This window comes from Streptomyces sp. SL06 (assembly GCF_058244745.1).
Genome location: NZ_JBSYOT010000002.1, coordinates 187,935 through 206,680, shown reverse-complemented (window position 1 = coordinate 206,680; position 18,746 = coordinate 187,935). Strand labels below are relative to the sequence as shown.

14 protein-coding genes are annotated in these 18,746 nt (G+C 72.8%); 8 read left to right on the top strand and 6 right to left on the bottom strand.

Features of this window, described 5'->3' with window-relative positions; all coding sequences use genetic code 11:
• Entirely contained in the window at positions 1-456 is a 456-nt protein-coding gene (locus AC4IHM_RS01275) for a flavodoxin family protein (protein ID WP_490865221.1), read from the bottom strand.
• A gap of 301 nt (positions 457-757) precedes the next feature.
• Here AC4IHM_RS01275 and AC4IHM_RS01270 point away from each other — a divergent pair, with 301 nt between their 5' ends.
• The 6 genes from AC4IHM_RS01270 to AC4IHM_RS01245 all read left to right on the top strand — a co-directional run bounded on the left by AC4IHM_RS01270 (position 758) and on the right by AC4IHM_RS01245 (position 8,712).
• Entirely contained in the window at positions 758-1,867 is a 1,110-nt protein-coding gene (locus AC4IHM_RS01270; protein WP_490865220.1) for a LacI family DNA-binding transcriptional regulator, read from the top strand.
• A 58-nt stretch (positions 1,868-1,925) separates the two neighbouring features.
• Positions 1,926-3,524 (top strand): FAD-dependent oxidoreductase, encoded by a 1,599-nt coding sequence (locus AC4IHM_RS01265; RefSeq protein ID WP_490865219.1) that lies wholly within the window; start codon positions 1,926-1,928, stop codon positions 3,522-3,524.
• A 99-nt stretch (positions 3,525-3,623) separates the two neighbouring features.
• Positions 3,624-5,753, top strand: coding sequence for a hydantoinase/oxoprolinase family protein (locus AC4IHM_RS01260; RefSeq protein WP_490865218.1), 2,130 nt, complete (start codon positions 3,624-3,626; stop codon positions 5,751-5,753).
• Positions 5,750-6,385, top strand: coding sequence for a hypothetical protein (locus AC4IHM_RS01255; RefSeq protein WP_490865217.1), 636 nt, complete (start codon positions 5,750-5,752; stop codon positions 6,383-6,385). The genes AC4IHM_RS01260 and AC4IHM_RS01255 overlap by 4 nt, the downstream gene beginning before the upstream one ends.
• Before the next feature lie 3 nt (positions 6,386-6,388).
• Positions 6,389-7,669: a TRAP transporter large permease subunit gene (locus AC4IHM_RS01250; RefSeq protein WP_490865216.1), complete on the top strand. Its 1,281-nt coding sequence runs from the start codon at positions 6,389-6,391 to the stop codon at positions 7,667-7,669.
• 44 nt (positions 7,670-7,713) lie between these two features.
• Positions 7,714-8,712, top strand: coding sequence for a twin-arginine translocation signal domain-containing protein (locus tag AC4IHM_RS01245; RefSeq protein ID WP_490865215.1), 999 nt, complete (start codon positions 7,714-7,716; stop codon positions 8,710-8,712).
• A 78-nt stretch (positions 8,713-8,790) separates the two neighbouring features.
• Here AC4IHM_RS01245 and AC4IHM_RS01240 read toward each other — a convergent pair whose 3' ends face one another.
• Entirely contained in the window at positions 8,791-10,365 is a 1,575-nt protein-coding gene (locus AC4IHM_RS01240) for an MDR family MFS transporter (protein WP_490870731.1), read from the bottom strand.
• 94 nt (positions 10,366-10,459) lie between these two features.
• Positions 10,460-11,119 (bottom strand): TetR/AcrR family transcriptional regulator, encoded by a 660-nt coding sequence (locus tag AC4IHM_RS01235; RefSeq protein ID WP_490865214.1) that lies wholly within the window; start codon positions 11,117-11,119, stop codon positions 10,460-10,462.
• Positions 11,120-11,512: 393 nt separating this feature from the next.
• On the opposite strand from AC4IHM_RS01235, the gene AC4IHM_RS01230 reads away from it, so the two are divergent.
• Together AC4IHM_RS01230 and AC4IHM_RS01225 are read left to right on the top strand one after the other, a co-directional pair.
• The gene (locus tag AC4IHM_RS01230) at positions 11,513-13,897 is read left to right on the top strand and encodes a phosphoketolase family protein (RefSeq protein WP_490865213.1); all 2,385 of its coding nucleotides are present in this window, start codon (positions 11,513-11,515) and stop codon (positions 13,895-13,897) included.
• Between the two features lie 66 nt (positions 13,898-13,963).
• Complete coding sequence (locus AC4IHM_RS01225; protein WP_490865212.1) at positions 13,964-16,339, top strand: glycoside hydrolase family 65 protein; 2,376 nt, start codon at positions 13,964-13,966, stop codon at positions 16,337-16,339.
• 12 nt (positions 16,340-16,351) lie between these two features.
• Here AC4IHM_RS01225 and AC4IHM_RS01220 read toward each other — a convergent pair whose 3' ends face one another.
• From AC4IHM_RS01220 to AC4IHM_RS01210, 3 genes are all read right to left on the bottom strand, one after another.
• A complete protein-coding gene (locus AC4IHM_RS01220) occupies positions 16,352-16,804 on the bottom strand; it encodes a hypothetical protein (RefSeq protein WP_490865211.1) in 453 nt (150 codons plus the stop codon).
• 189 nt (positions 16,805-16,993) lie between these two features.
• Positions 16,994-17,857, bottom strand: coding sequence for a DMT family transporter (locus AC4IHM_RS01215; protein WP_490865210.1), 864 nt, complete (start codon positions 17,855-17,857; stop codon positions 16,994-16,996).
• 63 nt (positions 17,858-17,920) lie between these two features.
• Positions 17,921-18,664, bottom strand: coding sequence for a hypothetical protein (locus AC4IHM_RS01210; protein ID WP_490865209.1), 744 nt, complete (start codon positions 18,662-18,664; stop codon positions 17,921-17,923).
• Positions 18,665-18,746: the final 82 nt, after the last annotated feature.

Here is an 18,746-nt window from a genome sequence, read left to right as displayed (position 1 = left end):
TCAGTCCTCCATCAGCCCGGCGGCGAGCGTGGCTCCCAGTTCCCAGCAGGTCTCCAGGTCGGCCTTGCCGGGCTCACCGGTGACGCTCACCGCGGGCGCGGCGCGCTGCCAGCCGAGGCCCGTCGTGATCGACTCGATGCCGCGCACCGCGCCGGTGGTGTCGCTGCCGCCGTGCACGTAGTAGCCGAAGGGCCGGCCCCGGGTCTCGTCCAGGCACGGGTAGTAGACCTGGTCGAAGAAGTGCTTGAGGGCCCCGGACATGTAGCCCAGGTTGGCCGGGGTGCCCAGCAGGTAGCCGTCGGCCTCCAGTACGTCGACCGAGGTGGCCGCCAGGGCCGCCCGCCGGACCACCCGCACCCCCTCGATCTCCGGTGCGTCCGCCCCGGACCCGACGGCTTCCAGCATCGCCCGGCAGTTCGGCGACGGCGTGTGATGCACGATCAGCAAAGTGGCCACACCCCGAAGCCTGCCGCCCGGCACCGCCGACCGCAACAGACACCACCCGGCCCGACCACCGGGTCTCACACCTGCGCGGCCCCCTCTCGGCCGGCCGCGGCTCACGACCACGAAGCCGCCGCCCCGGTCCCGGCGCCCACCCGTCATGCCGGACGGCGGCACCGCCCGACCGCCCGACCGCCCTCGCGGGACCCGAATCGGATTTTCCCGTGTCGAAGGTCTTGACCTCACGCGTCCGGTCCCTCACATTACTCGTTAATGCGCATTAGGTAATGCGCATTAACGCGACGGAGAGGGGGCAGTGGTGGCGGAGGAAGCCGCAGGGCGGGCGAGGCGGGGGAGGGCCCCCGCGCCGGCCGGCCGACGGGCCCGGCCGAGGCAGGCAGAGGTGGCCGGGCTCGCGGGTGTCTCGCAGGCGACGGTGTCCCTGGTGCTCTCCGGCCGCGACACGGCGACCGGGCGGCCGATCTCGCAGGAGACCCGCAGAAAGGTCCTGGACGCCGCCCACAGCCTCGGCTACGTCCCCGACCCGGCCGCCCGCCGGCTCGCCGCCGCCCGCAACAACCTGCTCGGCGTCTTCAGCTTCACCGCGACCTTCCCGACGGACGTCCGGCACTCGTACTACCCGTTCCTCGTCGGCGTGGAGCAGGAGGCCGCCGCCCAGGGCTACGACCTGGTGCTGTTCACCGGCTCCAGCAGCGGGGGAGCGGGCGCGGCCGGGGCCGGCGCGCTCAACCGGGTGCGGCTGGCGGACGGCTGCCTCTTCCTCGGCCGGCACGCCCCCGAGGACGAGCTGAAACGCCTGGTGGCCGACGACTTCCCGGTCGTCCACCTCGGCCGGCCGGGCGAACCGGAGGGCCTCGCCTGGGTCGGCGCGGACTACGTCAACGCGAGCCACGAGGTCGTGACCGCCCTCGCCGGACTCGGCCACCGGCGCGTCCTCCTGGTCCGCGAGGACGACGACGCCCCCGCCTCCACCGACCGTGAACGCGGCTTTCTCGACGGACTCGCGGCCGGCGGCCTGCCCGCCGGCCCCGACACCGTGTTCCGCTCCCGCGACCCGCGGCGCGACCTCACCGCGGAGCGCGTCCGGGCCTGGCTCGCCGAGGGAGTGACCGCGTTCGTCGCCGAGGAGACCGACACCGCAGCCGCCTGGCGGGCACTGCGGGCCGCCGTGGACGAGGCGGGCCTGAGCTGCCCCGGCCAGGTCTCGCTCGCCCTGCTCGGCAGCCCGCCCGCCGACCTCGCGGACGAACCCGCCCCGATGGGCTTCGACATCCCCCGCCCCGCGCTGGGCGCCGAGGCCGTACGGCTGCTCGCCGCCCGCATCTCGGGCGCACCCGCCGAGGGCACCCTCGTCGCCTGCGCCTTCAGACCCGGCGCGACCGCCGGCCCGCCGAACACCCCGTGACCCCACCGCATCACGACCCGAACCCACCGCAGCACAAGCGAAGAACAAGAGGAGCAGTGTGATACCGGAACCCGACATCCTCGTCGTCGGCGGCGGCCTCGGCGGCGTCGCCGCCGCCCTCGCCGCCTGCCGGGCCGGCCGCAGCGTCGTCCTGACCGAGGAGACGGACTGGATCGGCGGCCAGCTCACCAGCCAGGCCGTGCCCCCCGACGAACACCCGTGGGTCGAGCAGTTCGGCACCACCGCGACCTACCGGCAACTGCGCGAGGGCATCCGCCGCTACTACCGGCAGTGGTACCCGCTGCGCGCCGAGGCACGGGCGCTCACCCACCTCAACCCGGGCGCCGGCCGGGTCAGCAAGCTCTGCCACGAGCCGCGCGTCGCCCTCGCCGTCCTGGAGGGCATGCTCGCCCCGCACCGGGCCGCCGGACGGCTCACCGTCCTCACCGAGCACCGGCCCGTCGCCGCCGAGTCGGACAACGACACCGTCCGCGCCGTCACCGTCGAGGACCTGCGCGACGGCACCCGCCGCACCCTCGCCGCCCGCTACGTCCTGGACGCCACCGAGACCGGCGAACTCCTCCACCTCGCGGGCGTCGAGCACGCCACCGGCGCCGAGTCCCTGGCCGAGTTCGACGAACCGCACGCTCCCGACCACGCCCAGCCGCGCAACCAGCAGGGCATCACCGTCTGCCTCGCCCTCTCCCACCACGAGGGCGAGGACCACACCGTCGAGCGCCCCGCCGACTACGCATTCTGGCGCTCCTACCGCCCCGACTTCTGGCCCGGCCCGCTGCTCGGCTTCGAGGCCCCCGACCCGCGCACCCTCGAACCGGTGCCGCGCACCTTCGAACCCAACCCCGGCCTCGATCCGCTGGCGGTCAACGCCGACCAGAGCGCCGACGCCGGCGACAAGGAACTGTGGGGCTTTCGCCGCATCCTCGCCCGCAAGCTGCACACCGAGGGCGCCTTCGACTCGGACGTGACCATCGTCAACTGGCCGCTGAACGACTACTGGCTCAAGCCCTACATCGGCCAGGAGAGCGAAGCCCTGCGCGAGGCACGCCAGTTGTCGCTGTCGCTGCTGTACTGGCTGCAGACCGAGGCGCCGCGCACCGACGGCGGCACCGGCTTCCCCGGCCTGCGCCCGCGCCCCGACGTGACCGGCACCGCCGACGGCCTCGCCAAGGCGGCGTACGTCCGCGAGTCCCGCCGTATCAAGGCGGTCACCACCGTCACCGAGCACGACGTGGCCATCGACCTGCTCGGACCCTACGGCCGCACCCGCCACCGCGACTCCGTGGGCGTCGGCAACTACCGCATCGACCTGCACCCGTCCACCGGCGGAGACACCTACGTCGACATCGGCTCGGTCCCCTTCGAGATCCCGCTCGGCGCCCTCGTGCCGCGCCGGGTGCGCAATCTGCTGCCGGCCGGCAAGAACCTCGGCACCACGCACATCACCAACGGCTGCTACCGCCTGCACCCGGTCGAGTGGAACGTCGGCGAGGTCGCCGGCGCGCTCGCCGCCCACTGCCTTGCCGAGAACGTCGAGCCGCACGAGGTGCAGGCCGAGGACAAGCGGTACGACGAGTTCGCCAAGGTGCTCGACCGCGACGGCGTACAGCGTCACTGGCCCAACGTCAGGGGCTACTGAACGACCCCGCGCGCGACGGGAGTTCGGGCGGGGCAGCACCACCTGCCCCGCCCGGTGACCGCCCGCGCGGACCGACCCAGCACAAGGAGGTGCCCGGACATGACCACCCACCGCATCCGCGTCGGCATCGACGTGGGCGGAACCTTCACCGACGCCGTGGCGGTCGACGCCACGACGCTGCGGCTCGTGGGCCAGGTGAAGGTCCCCACGAGCCACCATCACGAGGACGGTGTCGCGCACGGCATCGTCGAGGCGCTCGACCGGCTGCTGCGACAGACCGGACACGCACCCGCCGACGTGGCCTTCCTGGCACACGGCACGACCCAGGCTACCAACGCCCTGCTGGAGGGCAACGTCGCCACCGTCGGACTGCTCGGCATCGGCACCGGCGGCGCGACGTACTTCACCCGCCGGCTCGCCTCGCTCGCCAAGCTCGAACTCACCCCGGGCAAACGGCTGCCGCTGCACTACGCCCATGTGTCCGACCCCGACGACGCCACCGCCGTACGCGCCGCCGTCGAGCAGCTCACCGCCGCGGGTGCCGAAGCCCTCGTGGCCAGCGAGCCGTTCGGCGTCGACCGGCCCGAGGGCGAGACGGCGGTCGCCGCGGCGGCCCGTGCCACCGGCCTGCCGACCACCGCGGCCCACGAGATCACCTCGCTGTACGGGCTGCGCAAGCGCACCAGGACCGCCGTCGTCAACGCGGCGATCCTGCCGCGCATGCTGGCCACCGCCGACCTCGTCGACGCCGCCATCACCAAGGCGGGCGTCACCGCGCCGCTGATGGTGATGCGCTGCGACGGGGGAGTGATGGCCCTCGACGAGATGCGCCGCAGGCCCCTGCTGACGGTGCTGTCGGGACCGGCGGCCGGGGTCGCGGGCGCGCTGATGCAAGAACGCGTCAGCGAGGGCGTGTTCCTGGAGACCGGCGGCACCTCGACCGACATCAGCGTCGTCAAGCGCGGCAAGGTCGCCGTGCGCCACGCCACCATCCTCGGCCGCACCTCCTACCTCAACGCCCTCGACGTGCGCACCGTCGGCGTCGGCGGCGGCTCCATGGTGCGGGTCTCGGGCGGACGGGTCACCGGCACCGGACCGCGCAGCGCCCACATCGCGGGCCTGCCCTACGCCTGTTTCGCCGACCCGGCCGACCTGCGCGACGCGAAGCTGACCACGGTCAGCCCGCTGCCCGGCGACCCCGCCGACTACGCGGTGCTCGACGCGGCCGGCGGCCGGTTCGCGCTCACCATGACCTGCGCGGCCAACGCGCTCGGCCGGGTCCCCGAGGGCGACTTCGCCCACGCCGCCCCCGACACCGCCCGCACCGCGCTGGCCCCGCTCGCCGCCGCACTCGGCACCGACGTGCCCACCGCCGCCGCCCGGCTCCTGGACGCGGGCACCGACCAGGTGAAGAAGGTGGTGGACGACCTCGTACGCGAGTACCGCCTCGACACCGACACCGCCGTCCTGGTCGGCGGAGGCGGCGGCGCGGCCTCCGTCACCCCGCACCTGGCCGACCGCACCGGCATGACCGGCCGCATCGCCCGCAACAACGAGGTCATCAGCCCCATCGGCGTCGCCCTCGCCCTGGTCCGTGAACAGGTCGAGCGGATCGTGCCCGGCGCCACCCAGGAGCAGATCCTCGCGGTACGGGCCGAGGCCGAGCGCGCCGTGGTCGAACAGGGCGCCGCCGCCGACGGCGTCGAGGTCGAGGTCACCGTCGACCCGCAGACCAACGTCGTACGCGCCATCGCCACCGGCGCGACCGAACTGCGCACCCAGGACCGGGCCCACCGCGCCGACGAGGCGGAACGCCTGAAGCTGGCCGCCACCAGCCTCAAGACCGACCCGTCGAAGGTGCGTGTCCTCGCGGCCACCCCCGCCCACACCGTGTACGGCGCCGAGATCCACCGTCGCTTCCGGCCCGTGCGCCATCCGGTGCGGATCGTGGACGCCGACGGCGTCGTACGCCACCACGCCCCCGACGCCCGGGTCGAGGCCACCACCGTCGCCGGAGCCCCCGAGGCCCTGGCCAAGCTGGTCACCGAGAACACCTCCTACGGCGACGGAGGCGTGCGCGCCCCCGCGGTGCGGCTGCTGCTCGGCACCCGCATCGCCGACCTCTCCGGAGTCCTGGACCCGCAGCCGCTGCTCGCCCTCGCCCGCAGCGAACTGCGCTCCCGCGCCGCCGACGAACCCGTCGTCGCCGTCCTGGAGGTGCGGGAATGACCGTCCAGGACACCCCGGCGGCCACCGACCCCGCCGCCACCGACGACATCGGCTGGGCCGTGCGGCTGCTGGCCGCCACCCCCACCCACGAGCACCGCGACCCGGAGCTGCTGCGCCACTGGGCGCGCACTGCCGACGCGTTCGGCTCCGCGCTCGCACCCGTCGAGTGCACCGCGCGCATCGTGGAGAGCGACGGCGGTCTCGAGCGGGGACTGCTGGCCCGCTACACCTCCAGGCCGCCCACGGTCGAGCTGTACACCGACACGATCGCGCTCGCCGAGCGGGTCGTCGAGGCCCGCGGCTGGCGCGCCTGGTATCCGCCCGGCTCGGTGCGGGCCGCGGCCCTCGCCCACGAGGCGGTGCACGCCCACCTCCACCACGGGCCCGCGCGGACCGCCCTGAAACACGCCCTCGGACACACCGCCCTGCGCCTGGGCCGGCTGCGCGTGTCCGGCCATGTCGCCGGCGCCGACGAGGTGGCCGCGCACGCCTACGCCCGTACCGTCTGCGGACTCGGCCGCAGCCCCCTGCTGCTGACCGCCGCCCTGGCCGCCGAGACCGAGGCCCGGTCCGACGGCGCCACCCCAGCGCACACCCCACCCCGTGCACGTGACGCAAGAAGAGAGAACTGACCCATGGGTGTCGTCATCCTCCTCGTCATGGCGGCCGGCGTCGCCGCGATGCTCACCCGCAAGCTCCCCACCGCCTTCGCGCTGGTCCTGCTGGCCGTGGTCATCGCCTTCCTCGCCGGCGCGCCCCTGACCGGCGAGAACAGTGTCCTGGACACCGTGCTGCAAGAGGGCGCCCCGGCGCTCGCCGCCACCATGATCGCCATCATCCTCGGCTCCTGGCTGGGCAAGTTGCTCGACGAGACCGGCATCGCCGGCACCCTCGTCCGCAAGATCGTGGAGTTCGGCGGCGACCGGCCCACCGTCGTCGCCCTCGGGGTCCTGGCCGTCTCCGCGCTCGTCGGCACGGTCACCGGATCGGCGCCCGCCGCGATGCTGGCCGGCATCATCGGCATCCCCGCCATGGTCGCCGTCGGCGTGCCGAAGGTGACGGCCGCGGGCACCGTGCTGATGGGCATCGCGGTCGGGGTGCCCTTCGAACTGCCCGTCTGGCAGTTCTTCTCCACCGCGCTGGACCTGCCCGTCGAGACGGTGCGCGGCTTCATGGTGAAGCTGTTCCCGTTCGCGCTGGTCGCCGCCGTCGCCTATGTGGTGATCGAGAACCGGCGGCGCGGCACCGAGCACGCCTGGTCGCTCAGGTCGGTGGCCGAGCGGCCCGCCTCGCGCCGCGAACAGCTCGGCGACGCGCCCTGGTACGCGCTGCTGGCCCCCGCGATCCCGCTGGTCCTGGCGCTCGGCCTGGAAGTCGCCATCATCCCCTCGATGCTGGCGGGCGTGCTCTACGCCCTGGTCACCACCACCCGGCCCGGCGGGATGAGCAAGCGACTGCTGCGCACCCTGTACGGCGGGTTCGAGGTGGCCGCCCCGCCGCTCGCCCTGTTCGTCGCGATCGGCATCCTGCTCGCGGCCGTCAAACTCCCCGGCGCCGTGGACGCCCTCGAACCGCTGATGAAGGCCGTCAGCCCGCACAACCCGGTGCTGTTCGTCATCGTCTTCACCCTGCTGGTGCCGCTGTGCCTGTACCGCGGCCCGCTCAACGTCTTCGGTCTCGGCGCCGGCATCGCGGGCGTCCTCATCGCCACCGGCATCTACCCGGCCGTCGCCGTCCTCGGCATGGCCACCTCGTACAACCAGGTCTTCGGCGTCGCCGACCCGACCAGCACGCAGACCGTGTGGGCCGCCCAGTACGCGGGCGTCAGCCCGCAGCAGGTCATGGTCCGCACCCTGCCCTACGTGTGGCTGGTCGCGTGCGGAGGCATGTGCGTCACCGCCTCCCTGTACCTCTGATCCCCCCGTCCCGCGTCCCTCTCCCCCTCTTCACAGGAGTCGACATGCCCGAGCCGCACCTCGACCGTCGTCTGTTCCTGAAGGGCACGGCCCTCACCGGCGCCGCCCTCGCACTGGGCGCCACCGTGGTGCCCGCCGCGTCCGCCGCGCCCGGCGGATTCCCCGACTACACCTACGTCCGCACCCTGCTGACCCCGTCCCAGCTCGCCTACAACCCCACCGGCGAGATCATCTTCCCCACCGTCCGGGGCGTCTACGACAAGCTGTCCTCCCCGCTCGGCCGCTACTACCTGTACTACGCCCCGCACGACGCCCCCGGCGGCATCTGCCTCGCCCACGGCGACTCGCTGGAGGGCCCGTTCACCGAGTACCCGGGCAACCCGATCGTGGCGAACAACTGGTCGCCGCACTACTCGGTCAGCCATGTCTCCTCACCGCACGTGATGTGGAACGAGGACGAGCGGGAGCTGTGGCTGTACTTCCACGGGGAGAACACCACGACCAGGCTCGCCCGCTCCACCGACGGCATCAACTTCACCTACGACAAGGTGGTGCTGACCACCTCGATGCTGCCGGCCGGCACCACCGAGACGTCGTACGCACGGGTCTTCCGGCACGACCTGCCCTCGCGCGGCGCCCGCTATGTGATGGTCTTCATGCTCAACAACACCACCGACCACCGCGACATCGGCTGGGGCTGGTCCGCCGACGGCCGTACCTGGACGTTCGACCAGCAGCCCCTGGTGCGGCACAGCGACGTCGGCGCGGTCAACGTGGGCGGCCCGCACCTGCTCTACCGGAACGACAGCACGTACGTCGTCTACAACAAGGACAAGGAGAGCGGCGGCGATCTCATGATCACCGAGGTCGGCAACGACTTCTCCCGGCGCACGCACCTCGGCGTCCTGTACAACTCCGGCAGCGCCGCGCCGGAGAACGGCCGCGCGGCCTCGCCGTCCTTCGGCACCGACGGCGGGGTGCCCTACATGGTCTACGAGGCGGGGGAGCGGCTGGCCGGTTCGATCGCGGTGGCCCGCGGCTGACGTCGGGTCCGCCGCGGGGTGCCGCCCCGCGCGCGGCGGCACCCCACGGCGGACCTGCCGCGGGGTGCCGCCGGCGGCTCAGCCCACCGGCGCGGCCGGATCCTTGTCGGCCGGCGCCGCCGCGGCCTGGGCGGCCTCCTCGGCGAGGCGCTCCATGCCGCTGGTGGTCTTCAGCGGCTTCTCCTTGATGAAGACGACCGCGACCAGCGCGAGCAGCGCGAACGGCGTGGCGACGAGGAACAGGTCGGCGGTGGCGACACCGTAGGCGTGCTCGACGACGGACCGCATCGCGGCGGGCAGCGTGGACATGTCCGGGACACTGCTCTCGCCCGAGCCCGCACCGCCCGGCACGGCGATGCCCGCGTCGCTGAGCCCCTTGGTCATCTCGCTTGCGACCCGGTTGGCGAGGATCGCGCCGAGGACGCTGACCCCGATGGTGCCGCCCATGCTGCGGAAGAAGGACAGCACGGAGGTCGCGGCGCCCAGGTCGGCGGCGGGCACGTCGTTCTGGGCGGCCAGCACCAGGTTCTGCATCAGCATGCCGACGCCGACGCCGAGGACCGCCATGCAGAGGCCGAGCAGGGCGAAGGAGGTCTGCGCGTCGATCGTGGACAGCAGCCCGAGGCCGACGGCCATCACGATCGCGCCCGCCACCAGGTACCGCTTCCACTTGCCGGTCCGGCTGATCACCTGTCCGGCGACGGTGGAGGACACCAGCAGGCCGAGGATCATCGGCAGGCTCATCAGACCCGCGACGGTCGGCGACTTGCCGAGGGAGATCTGGAAGTACTGCGAGAGGAAGACGGTCCCGCCGAACATGGCGACACCGACCAGGAGACTGGCGACGGTGGTCAGCGTGACCGTGCGGTTGCGGAAGATGTCGAGCGGGATGACCGGCTCGGGGGTACGGGCCTCCACCAGGACGGCGGCCACCAGCAGCAGGACACCGCCGCCCACGAGGGCACCGGTCTGCCAGGACGACCAGGGGAACTCGCCGCCGGCCAGCGACACCCAGATGAGCAGTGTGCAGACTCCGGCGACGATCAGGAAGGCGCCGAGCCAGTCGATGCGCACCTCGCGCTTGACGGTGGGCAGGCGCAGCGTGCGCTGGAGCAGCGCGATGGCGAGCAGGGCGAACGGCACACCGATGAAGAAGCACCAGCGCCAGCCCAGCCACGAGGTGTCGACCAGGACACCGCCGACCAGCGGACCGGCCACGGTGCCCACGGCGAAGACGGCACCGAAGATCCCGGCGTACTTGCCCAGTTGGCGGGGCGGGATGATGGAGGCCATCACGACCTGCGCGAGGGCGGTCAGACCGCCGGCGCCGACGCCCTGCACGACCCGGCTGAAGATCAGCAGTCCCACGCCGTGCGAGAAGCCGGCCAGCAGCGAGCCGACCACGAACATGCTCAGCGAGAGCTGGAGCAGCAGCTTCTTGTTGAAGAGGTCGGACAGCTTGCCCCACAGGGGCACCGTCGCGGTCATCGCCAGCAGCTCGGAGGTGACGACCCAGGTGTAGGACGACTGGCTGGCGCCCAGGTCGGCGATGATCGTGGGCAGCGCGTTGGCCACGACGGTGCCGGCCAGGATCGCGACGAACATACCGGCCATCAGGCCGGACATGGCCTGGAGTATCTGCCGGTGGGTCATGGAGGTGGGAGGCGCGTCGGCGGGCGCCTGGGATGCGGTCACGACATCTCTTTCGGTGGTGGTGTGGTCTGGTCGCGCGAGCCCGGCGCGGAGGCTACGCGGGGGGTGCCGGAAGACCGGCGGCGAGGAGGGTGAACACCTCGTGGAACACGTCGAGGAAGGCGGCTTCCTCCTGATGGGCGGACCAGTGGTCCATGCTGGTCCGCACCGCGACGCCGGCCACCGAGGCCAGCAGCCGCGGATAGAGGCCGGCAGCCGCGCGCCGCTCGGCGCCGGCCGCGCCCCGGGACCCGGTGCCGCGCAGGCGTTCGGCGATGGCGTCGGCCAGGTCCGCCTCGGCCGCCATGTGCGCCCCGACACCGCGTGCCAGCAGGTGCGGCGAGGCGTGCAGCACCTCGGCGTGCAGCCGCCACAGTTCGTGCTGCTGCTCCGCCTCGGCGAGTTCCGCCGCCATGGCCTCGCGCACGGCTTCCAGCGGGGTGAGTCCCGCGGGTGCGTCGAGGACGGCGCGCCGCATGCGCGCGCCCGCGTCCGCGTCGATGACGACGAACGCGTCGTCCCGGGTGTCGAAGTAGTTGAAGAAGGTCCGCACCGACACCCCGGCCGCGGCGCTGATCGCCTCGACGGTGGCCTTCTCCGCCCCGTGCCCGGCGGCGAGCCTGATCGCGGCCTCGGCGAGGGCGGCACGCGTGGCCCGCTTCTTGCGCTCCCGCAGACCGCCCCCCGCGGCACTCTTCCCCGACATAAGTTGCATGCTATGCAAAGATGCACGTCATGCAAAATTGACGGCCTCTGCCCGGGAGGGACGGGCCCTCCGCGCGCCGGCCGCAGGGCTGCGAACAACTCCTGCGTGCATGACCGAAGTTGGGGTACCCGGTGGCTCAGTGCGGTCGGCACCGGGGTCGGCGCCGGTGCCGACCGCACTGCCCGCGCCCCACGCACCGCCCATCGCGTACCGGCCGGCCCGGCACACCAGGCGGCTTCCGGCGCGTGGGCGGTCGTCCGGTTGCCACGGACCCGTTCGGAGCGCAACGTGACCCGAACGGCCCTCTCGGGTACCCGGCCGGTCGGCGCAGGGTTGGGATGTGCACGGGGACCACCCGCGCCCACGCCGCCCGACCGCTGTCCCGACCCGGAAAGGACCCCCATGTCCGTCGACACGCAGCAGGCGCCCCCCGGGCTCACCGACGCGGAGCTGGCCACCCTGGACGCCCACTGGCGCGCCGCGAACTACCTCGCCGTCGGCCAGATCTACCTGATGGCCAACCCCCTGCTGGCCGAACCCCTGCGCCCCGAGCACGTCAAGCCGCGCCTGCTCGGCCACTGGGGCACCTCACCGGGTCTCAACCTGGTCCACACCCACCTCAACCGGGTGATCAGGGCCCGCGACCTCGACGCCCTGTGCGTCTGGGGTCCCGGCCACGGCGGACCCGCCGTACTGGCCAACTCGTGGCTGGAGGGCTCGTACACCGAGACCTACCCGGACATCACCCGGGACGAGGCCGGCATGGCCCGGCTGTTCAGGCAGTTCTCGTTCCCCGGCGGTGTCCCGAGCCACGTCGCACCCGAGACACCCGGCTCCATCCACGAGGGCGGCGAGCTGGGCTACGCGCTCTCGCACGCCTACGGCGCCGCCTTCGACCACCCCGGCCTCCTCGTCGCGTGCGTGATCGGTGACGGCGAGGCGGAGACGGGCCCGCTGGCGGCGTCCTGGCACTCCAACAAGTTCCTCGACCCGGTGAACGACGGCGCGGTCCTGCCGATCCTGCACCTCAACGGCTACAAGATCGCCAACCCGACCGTCCTGGCCCGTCTCCCCGAGACCGAACTCGACGACCTGCTGCGCGGCTACGGCCACGACCCGGTCCACGTCACCGGCGACGAACCGGCCGCCGTCCACCGCGCGATGGCCCACGCCATGGACACCGCCCTGGACCGCATCGCCACCATCCAGCGCGCGGCCCGCGAGGAGGGAGCCACCGACCGGCCCCGCTGGCCGATGATCGTGCTGCGCACCCCCAAGGGCTGGACCGGCCCGGCCGTGGTGGACGGCCTGCCCGTGGAGAACACCTGGCGTGCCCACCAGGTCCCGCTGTCCGCCGTACGGACCAACCCGGACCACCTCGCGCAACTGGAGCAGTGGCTGCGCTCCTACCGGCCCGAGGAACTCTTCGACGACACCGGAGCCCCGCGCCCCGCCGTGCTCGCCGCGGTCCCCGAGGGCCCCCGCAGGCTGGGTTCCACCCCCTTCGCCAACGGCGGGCTGCTGCTGCGCGAGCTGCCCCTGCCCCCGCTGGAGAAGTACGCCGTCCCCGTCGACAAACCCGGCGCGGGCATGCACGAACCCACCCGGGTCCTCGGAGACCTGCTCCGGGAGGTCATGGACGCCACCGCCGAGCGGCGCGACTTCCGGCTGGTCGGCCCCGACGAGACCGCCTCCAACCGCCTCCAGGCCGTCTACGCCGCCAGCGGCAAGGCCTGGCAGGAACGGACCCTCCCCGTCGACGAGAACCTCGACCCGCACGGCCGGGTCATGGAGATCCTCTCCGAACACACCTGCCAGGGCTGGCTGGAGGGCTACCTCCTCACCGGCCGGCACGGACTCTTCTCCTGCTACGAGGCCTTCGTCCACATCGTCGACTCGATGGTCAACCAGCACGTCAAATGGCTGCGCGTGACCCGCCGACTGCCCTGGCGCGCACCCATCGCCTCCCTCAACTACCTGCTCACCTCCCATGTGTGGCGCCAGGACCACAACGGCTTCTCCCACCAGGACCCCGGCTTCGTCGACCACATCCTCAACAAGAGCCCCGAGGCCGTACGGGTCTACCTGCCGCCGGACACCAACACCCTGCTCTCCGCCGCCGACCACGCCCTGCGCAGCCGCGACTACGTCAACGTGATCGTCGCCGGCAAGCAGCCCTGCTTCGACTGGCTGTCCATGGCGGAGGCTCGGGCGCACTGCGCGCGCGGCGCGGGGATCTGGGAGTGGGCCGGCACCGAGGACGGCACCCGCGAACCCGACGTGGTGCTCGCCTGCGCGGGGGACGTGCCCACCCTGGAGATCCTCGCCGCCGCCCAGCTCGTCCGCCGCCATCTGCCCGGACTCACCGTGCGCGTGGTCAACGTCGTCGACATCGCCCGGCTCATGCCCAGCGGGGAACACCCGCACGGCATGAGCGACTTCGAGTACGACGGCCTGTTCACCGCCGACAAGCCGGTCATCTTCGCCTACCACGGGTACCCCTGGCTGATCCACCGGCTCGCCTACCGGCGCACCGGACACGCACATCTGCACGTGCGCGGCTACAAGGAGATCGGGACCACCACGACACCGTTCGACATGGTGGTCGGCAACGACATGGACCGCTACCGCCTCGTCATGGACGTCATCGACCGCGTACCCGGCCTCGCCGTGCGCGCGACGGCCGTACGGCAGCGGATGGCGGACGCCCGGCTGCGCCACCACGACTGGATCCGCGAACACGGAGTGGACATGCCGGAGGTCGCCGACTGGTCCTGGGACGGTTGAGCACCGGCCGGGCGCCTGCGCAAGGCCCGCCGGCGCCCGGCATCCCGCGTGAAAGGAACCAACGCCGTGACCGCAACCCCCTCGACCTGGGACTACGACCAGTACGACCCCGCGGAAGAGCGGTTGCGCGAGTCACTGTGCACCCTCGGCAACGGATACTTCGCCACCCGCGGCGCACTGCCCGAGTGCGCCGCGGACGACGTGCACTATCCGGGCACCTACGTGGCCGGCTGCTACAACCGGCTCACGTCCACCGTCGCCGGACGCGAGGTGGAGAACGAGGACATGGTCAACCTCCCCAACTGGCTGCCCCTGCGCTTCAGGCCCGTCGGAGGGGAGTGGCTCACGCCGGACACCGCCGAGGTGCTCGACCACCGGCAGACCGTCCACCTGGAGGCGGGCCTGCTGGAGCGCCGCACCCACTTCGGGCTCGGCGGGGGACGCGTGCTGGCCGTGCGCCAGTTGCGCCTCGTGCACATGGCCGACCCCCACATCGCCGCCCTGCGCACGGAGTTCACCGTCGACTCAGGCCCGGCCGACATCGAGGTGGAGGCGGCCCTCGACGGCGGCGTCACCAACTCCGGAGTGCCGCGCTACCGGGACCTGGAGGGCCGCCATCTGACCCACGTGCACACCGGCGGCGCCGACGACGGCACGGTGTGGCTGCGCTGCCGCACCCGCACCTCGGACATCCGCATCGGCATGGCGGCCCGTACGACGGCCGGGGCACCGGTCGTCGCGGCACGGGAGGACCTGCGCGTCACCCAGCGCACGACCCTGCGCCCGGAACCGGGCCGCACCGCCACCGTCGACAAGATCGTGGCCCTGCACACCTCGCGCGACCCGGCGATCAGCGACCCGCTGCAAGCGGCCGTCGACCGGGTGTCCGACGCCCCCGGTTTCGACGAACTGCTGGTGACGCACCGCACGGCCTGGGGCCAGCTGTGGCGGCGCGCCGAACTCGAAGTGCCCGGGGAGGCGGGCAGCATCCTGCGCCTGCACCTCTTCCACGTGCTCCAGACCCTCTCCCCGCACACCGAGGACCTCGACGTGGGCGTGCCCGCTCGCGGACTGCACGGGGAGGCCTACCGCGGTCACGTCTTCTGGGACGAGCTGTTCGTCCTGCCCTACCTCAACCTGCACTTCCCCGAGGTGTCCCGGGCCCTGCTCCACTACCGGCACCGCCGCCTGGAACGGGCCCGCGCCGCGGCCCGCGCGATCGGCAGGCGCGGCGCGCTGTACCCCTGGCAGAGCGGCAGCGACGGACGCGAGGAGACCCAGCAACTGCACCTCAACCCGCGCTCGGGCCGCTGGCTCCCGGACAACTCGCAACTGCAGCACCATGTGGGCTCGGCGATCGCCTACAACGTGTGGCAGTACTGGCAGGCCAGCGGCGACGCGGAGTTCCTGCACACCAAGGGCGCCGAGATGCTGCTTCAGATCGCGCGCTTCTGGGCCGACTCCACCAGCTGGGACGAGCAGCTGGGCCGGCACCGCATCCGGGGTGTCGTCGGCCCGGACGAGTACCACGACGCCTACCCGGGCGCCGAGCAGCCGGGCCTCGACGACAACGCGTACACCAACGTCACCGCCTCCTGGGTGCTGACCCGCACCCTGGAGGTCCTCGGCGAGCTGCCCGAACCCCGCCTGCGCGAACTCGTCGAGCGCACCCGCCTGGACGAGAGCGAACTCGAACACTGGGAAAGCGTCTCCCGCACCCTCCACGTCCCCTTCCACCAGGGCGTCGTCAGCCAGTTCGAGGGCTTCGGCGACCTCGCCGAACTCGACTGGAAGGGCTACCGCGAGCGGTACGGCGACATCCGCCGGCTGGACCGCGTCCTGGAGGCCGAGGGCGACAGCGTCAACAACTACCAGGCGTCCAAGCAGGCCGACGTCCTGATGCTGGCCTACCTCTTCTCCCCGGACGAACTCGGTCTGCTCTTCGAGCGGCTGGGCTACCACCTCGACGACGACACCTGGCAGCGCACCGTCGACTACTACCTGGCCCGCACCAGCCACGGCTCCACCCTCAGCGGACTCGTCCACGGCTGGATCCTGGCCCGAGCGCGCCGCGCCGAGGCCTGGACGTTCTGCCAGGAGGCGCTCAGGGGCGATGTCGCCGACCTCCAGGGCGGCACCACCGGCGAGGGCATCCACCTCGGCGCCATGGCGGGCACACTCGACCTCGTCCAGCGTGGCCTGACCGGCCTGGAGACCCGGGCGGGCGCCCTGTGGCTGGACCCGGTGCCGCTGCCGGAACTGTCCTCGTACGGGTTCTCCATCCGCTACCAGGGCCACTGGGGCGTACGGCTCAGGCTGGAGCACGGCCGGCTGGAGATCGCCGTCCCGTCGTCCGGCCGGCTGCCGATCGACATCCGGCTGCCCGACCGCGAGGTGCGACTGCGGCCGGGCGAAACCTGCCGGCTCGTGCTCCCGGACTGACCGCCGAGGCCGTCAGCCGACCAGGGGCTGGGTCACCACCCGAGCGGATCCGTCCGGCCTGCCGTCGGTGTAGGTCAGGGTCACGCGGGTGTAGTACCGCTCACCCGGGCTGCCGACCCGGTCCTGCGGCATGTCGAGCCGCACGGTCACGGGGTACGAGCGGAAGGCGCCCGAGGCGCAGTCGGGGTCGCAGTCGTTGACGGCGTTGGTGCCCCGGCCCACGGCGGCGTCCGCGTCCCAGCGCTCCCAGTGCATCGAGACCAGGCGGCTGTTGGCGTCCCCGCAGGCGAGCACGAACGCCTCGGGCCGTACGTCCGGCTGCGCGGAGCAGTCGACCAGCACGGGGTCCCGCGTCTGCTGTGTCGGGTGGGCCGCCGACGGTGCGGCGGAGGCCGTGCTCATGGGTACTGCGAGCGCGGCGGCGGCACAGAGTGTGACCGCTGCCCTCATCGGGTTTGTGCGCATGTCTGCTCCCGGCCGTCTCGTGGTCGCTTCGCTCCGCTCTGCGCTCTCCGTTCTCGGTCCACTTCCCCGTACCGACCGTACGACCGTGTCCGCGAACGCACCACTCGTACGGAGCAGCGCCCCCCCGGGCACGAGCGGCAACCGTCGTCGCCCGCCCGACATGCACACCGTCGAGGGGGACCGGGCCGCTCACCGCCCGGTGCGCGCGTCGATGCCGCGCCGGGCCAGTTCGAGGACACCCGTCACGATCAGCGCCACGCCGAGCAACTGCGGCACGACCCACCAGCCGTCGCGCACGTCCTCGCGGTAGAGGGCCACGCCGAGCATGAGGCTCACCGCCGCGTCCCCGAGGGTGAGGGCGGGCTGGGAGGCGACGAGGGGACCGCCCTGCATGGCGTGCTCCAGCAGGAGCACCGCGCACACACCGGCCGCGGCGAACCCGTACGTCTGCCAGGCGGTCAGGAAGCCGACCACGCCGTCGGCGCTCAGGACCCGCATGGAATCCTTCATCAAGGCGGCCGTCAGCGCGTAGCACACCGCGGTGGACGCGCCGAGGCAACCGGCACGCGCCTTGCCGTCGGGGCGCTTCAGACCGGCCGCGGCCAGCAGTACGGCCGCCCCCGCGCAGGCCGCCAGCGCGAGCACCCAGCGATCCAGGGGGATGTCGGCCTTGCCGCCGCCCGGAGCGGCCGCCGCCAGCGTGACACCGAGCCCGACGACCACCGCGCCCACCGCGAGCCACGTGGAGCGGGCCAGGCGATTGCCGGTCATCAGCGAGGCCAGCAGCAGGGCCAGTGGAAGCTCCAGCACGAACAGGGGCTGAACGAGTGACAGCGGCCCCGTCGCCAACGCCACCGCCTGCCCCACACCGGCCACGACGACGGCCAGCATGCCGCCCAGCCAGACCGGCCTGTGCAACAGGTCGACGATGAGCCCCGGGCGGAACCCCCGGGACTGCGGCACACTCAGCGCGGCACGCCGTTGCAGCACGGTGGCCAGCGCGTTGCTGAAGGCGGCGAGGAGTGCGAAGAGCACCGGCAGTACAACACCCATCCACCGATCCTCGCCCGGCTTCGCCCCGGCCGCGCGCCGGTAACACGTCCGGCGCCGCCGTCCTCAGCCGCCGCTCTGCGCGGACGGCGTTTCCGCGGCGGTGTCCTGCTTCGCCTTCGGCTCGGGAGCGTCGGTGGCGGTGTAGTAGACCGAGGTGCCCTGCTTGGAGCGCTGGGCCTGGTTCCTGGCGACGAGCCCTTCAAGTGTGGTGCGCACGACCGTGGTCTTGATGCTGCGCCCCGAGTGGGCCTCGCCCAGCGCCGTGGTGACCTCGGCGGCGGAGCGCGGCTCACTCTGCCCCGCCAGGTGGGCGCGCACCAGCTCGACCAGCGTGGGCTGCGCGCCCGCCGGCTTCGCGGAGGAGCCGGCGGGCGCGGACTTGGCCTGCGGCGACGCCTTCTTCGCCGCGGGCTTCTTGGCGGCCTTGGCGGGGGACTTGGTGACCGGCTTGGCGGCCGGCTTCGAGGCCGGCTTGGCACCGGGCTTCGGGGCGGCGGCGCGCTTGGCGGCACCGGCGGTCTTCCTGCTCCGCGTCCCCTTGGCCGGGGCCGGCTCCGTGGCGGCACCGGCACGCGGGGCGGGCACGGTGGCCGTGTCGGTCGCCGACGGGGCGTTGATGCCCAGTGCCTGCTGCATGTTCACCAGCAGCGCGTGGTCGTGCTGGAGCGCGGCCAACTGCTGTTGGAGCGCCGTGATCTCGGCGCTGACACGTTCCTGCTCCTTGACGTTGCGCTCCAGGTCGTCGGTGACCTGGACGCTGTACTGCGAGGCCAGTTCGGTGGCGGCCTGCGTCGTGCTCTCGGACATGGTGTGACTCTCCTCGATTCGCGGCCGTGAAGGCTCGGGAGGAACGGCGGGACATCAGGCGCGGGACATGGGAACCATGACC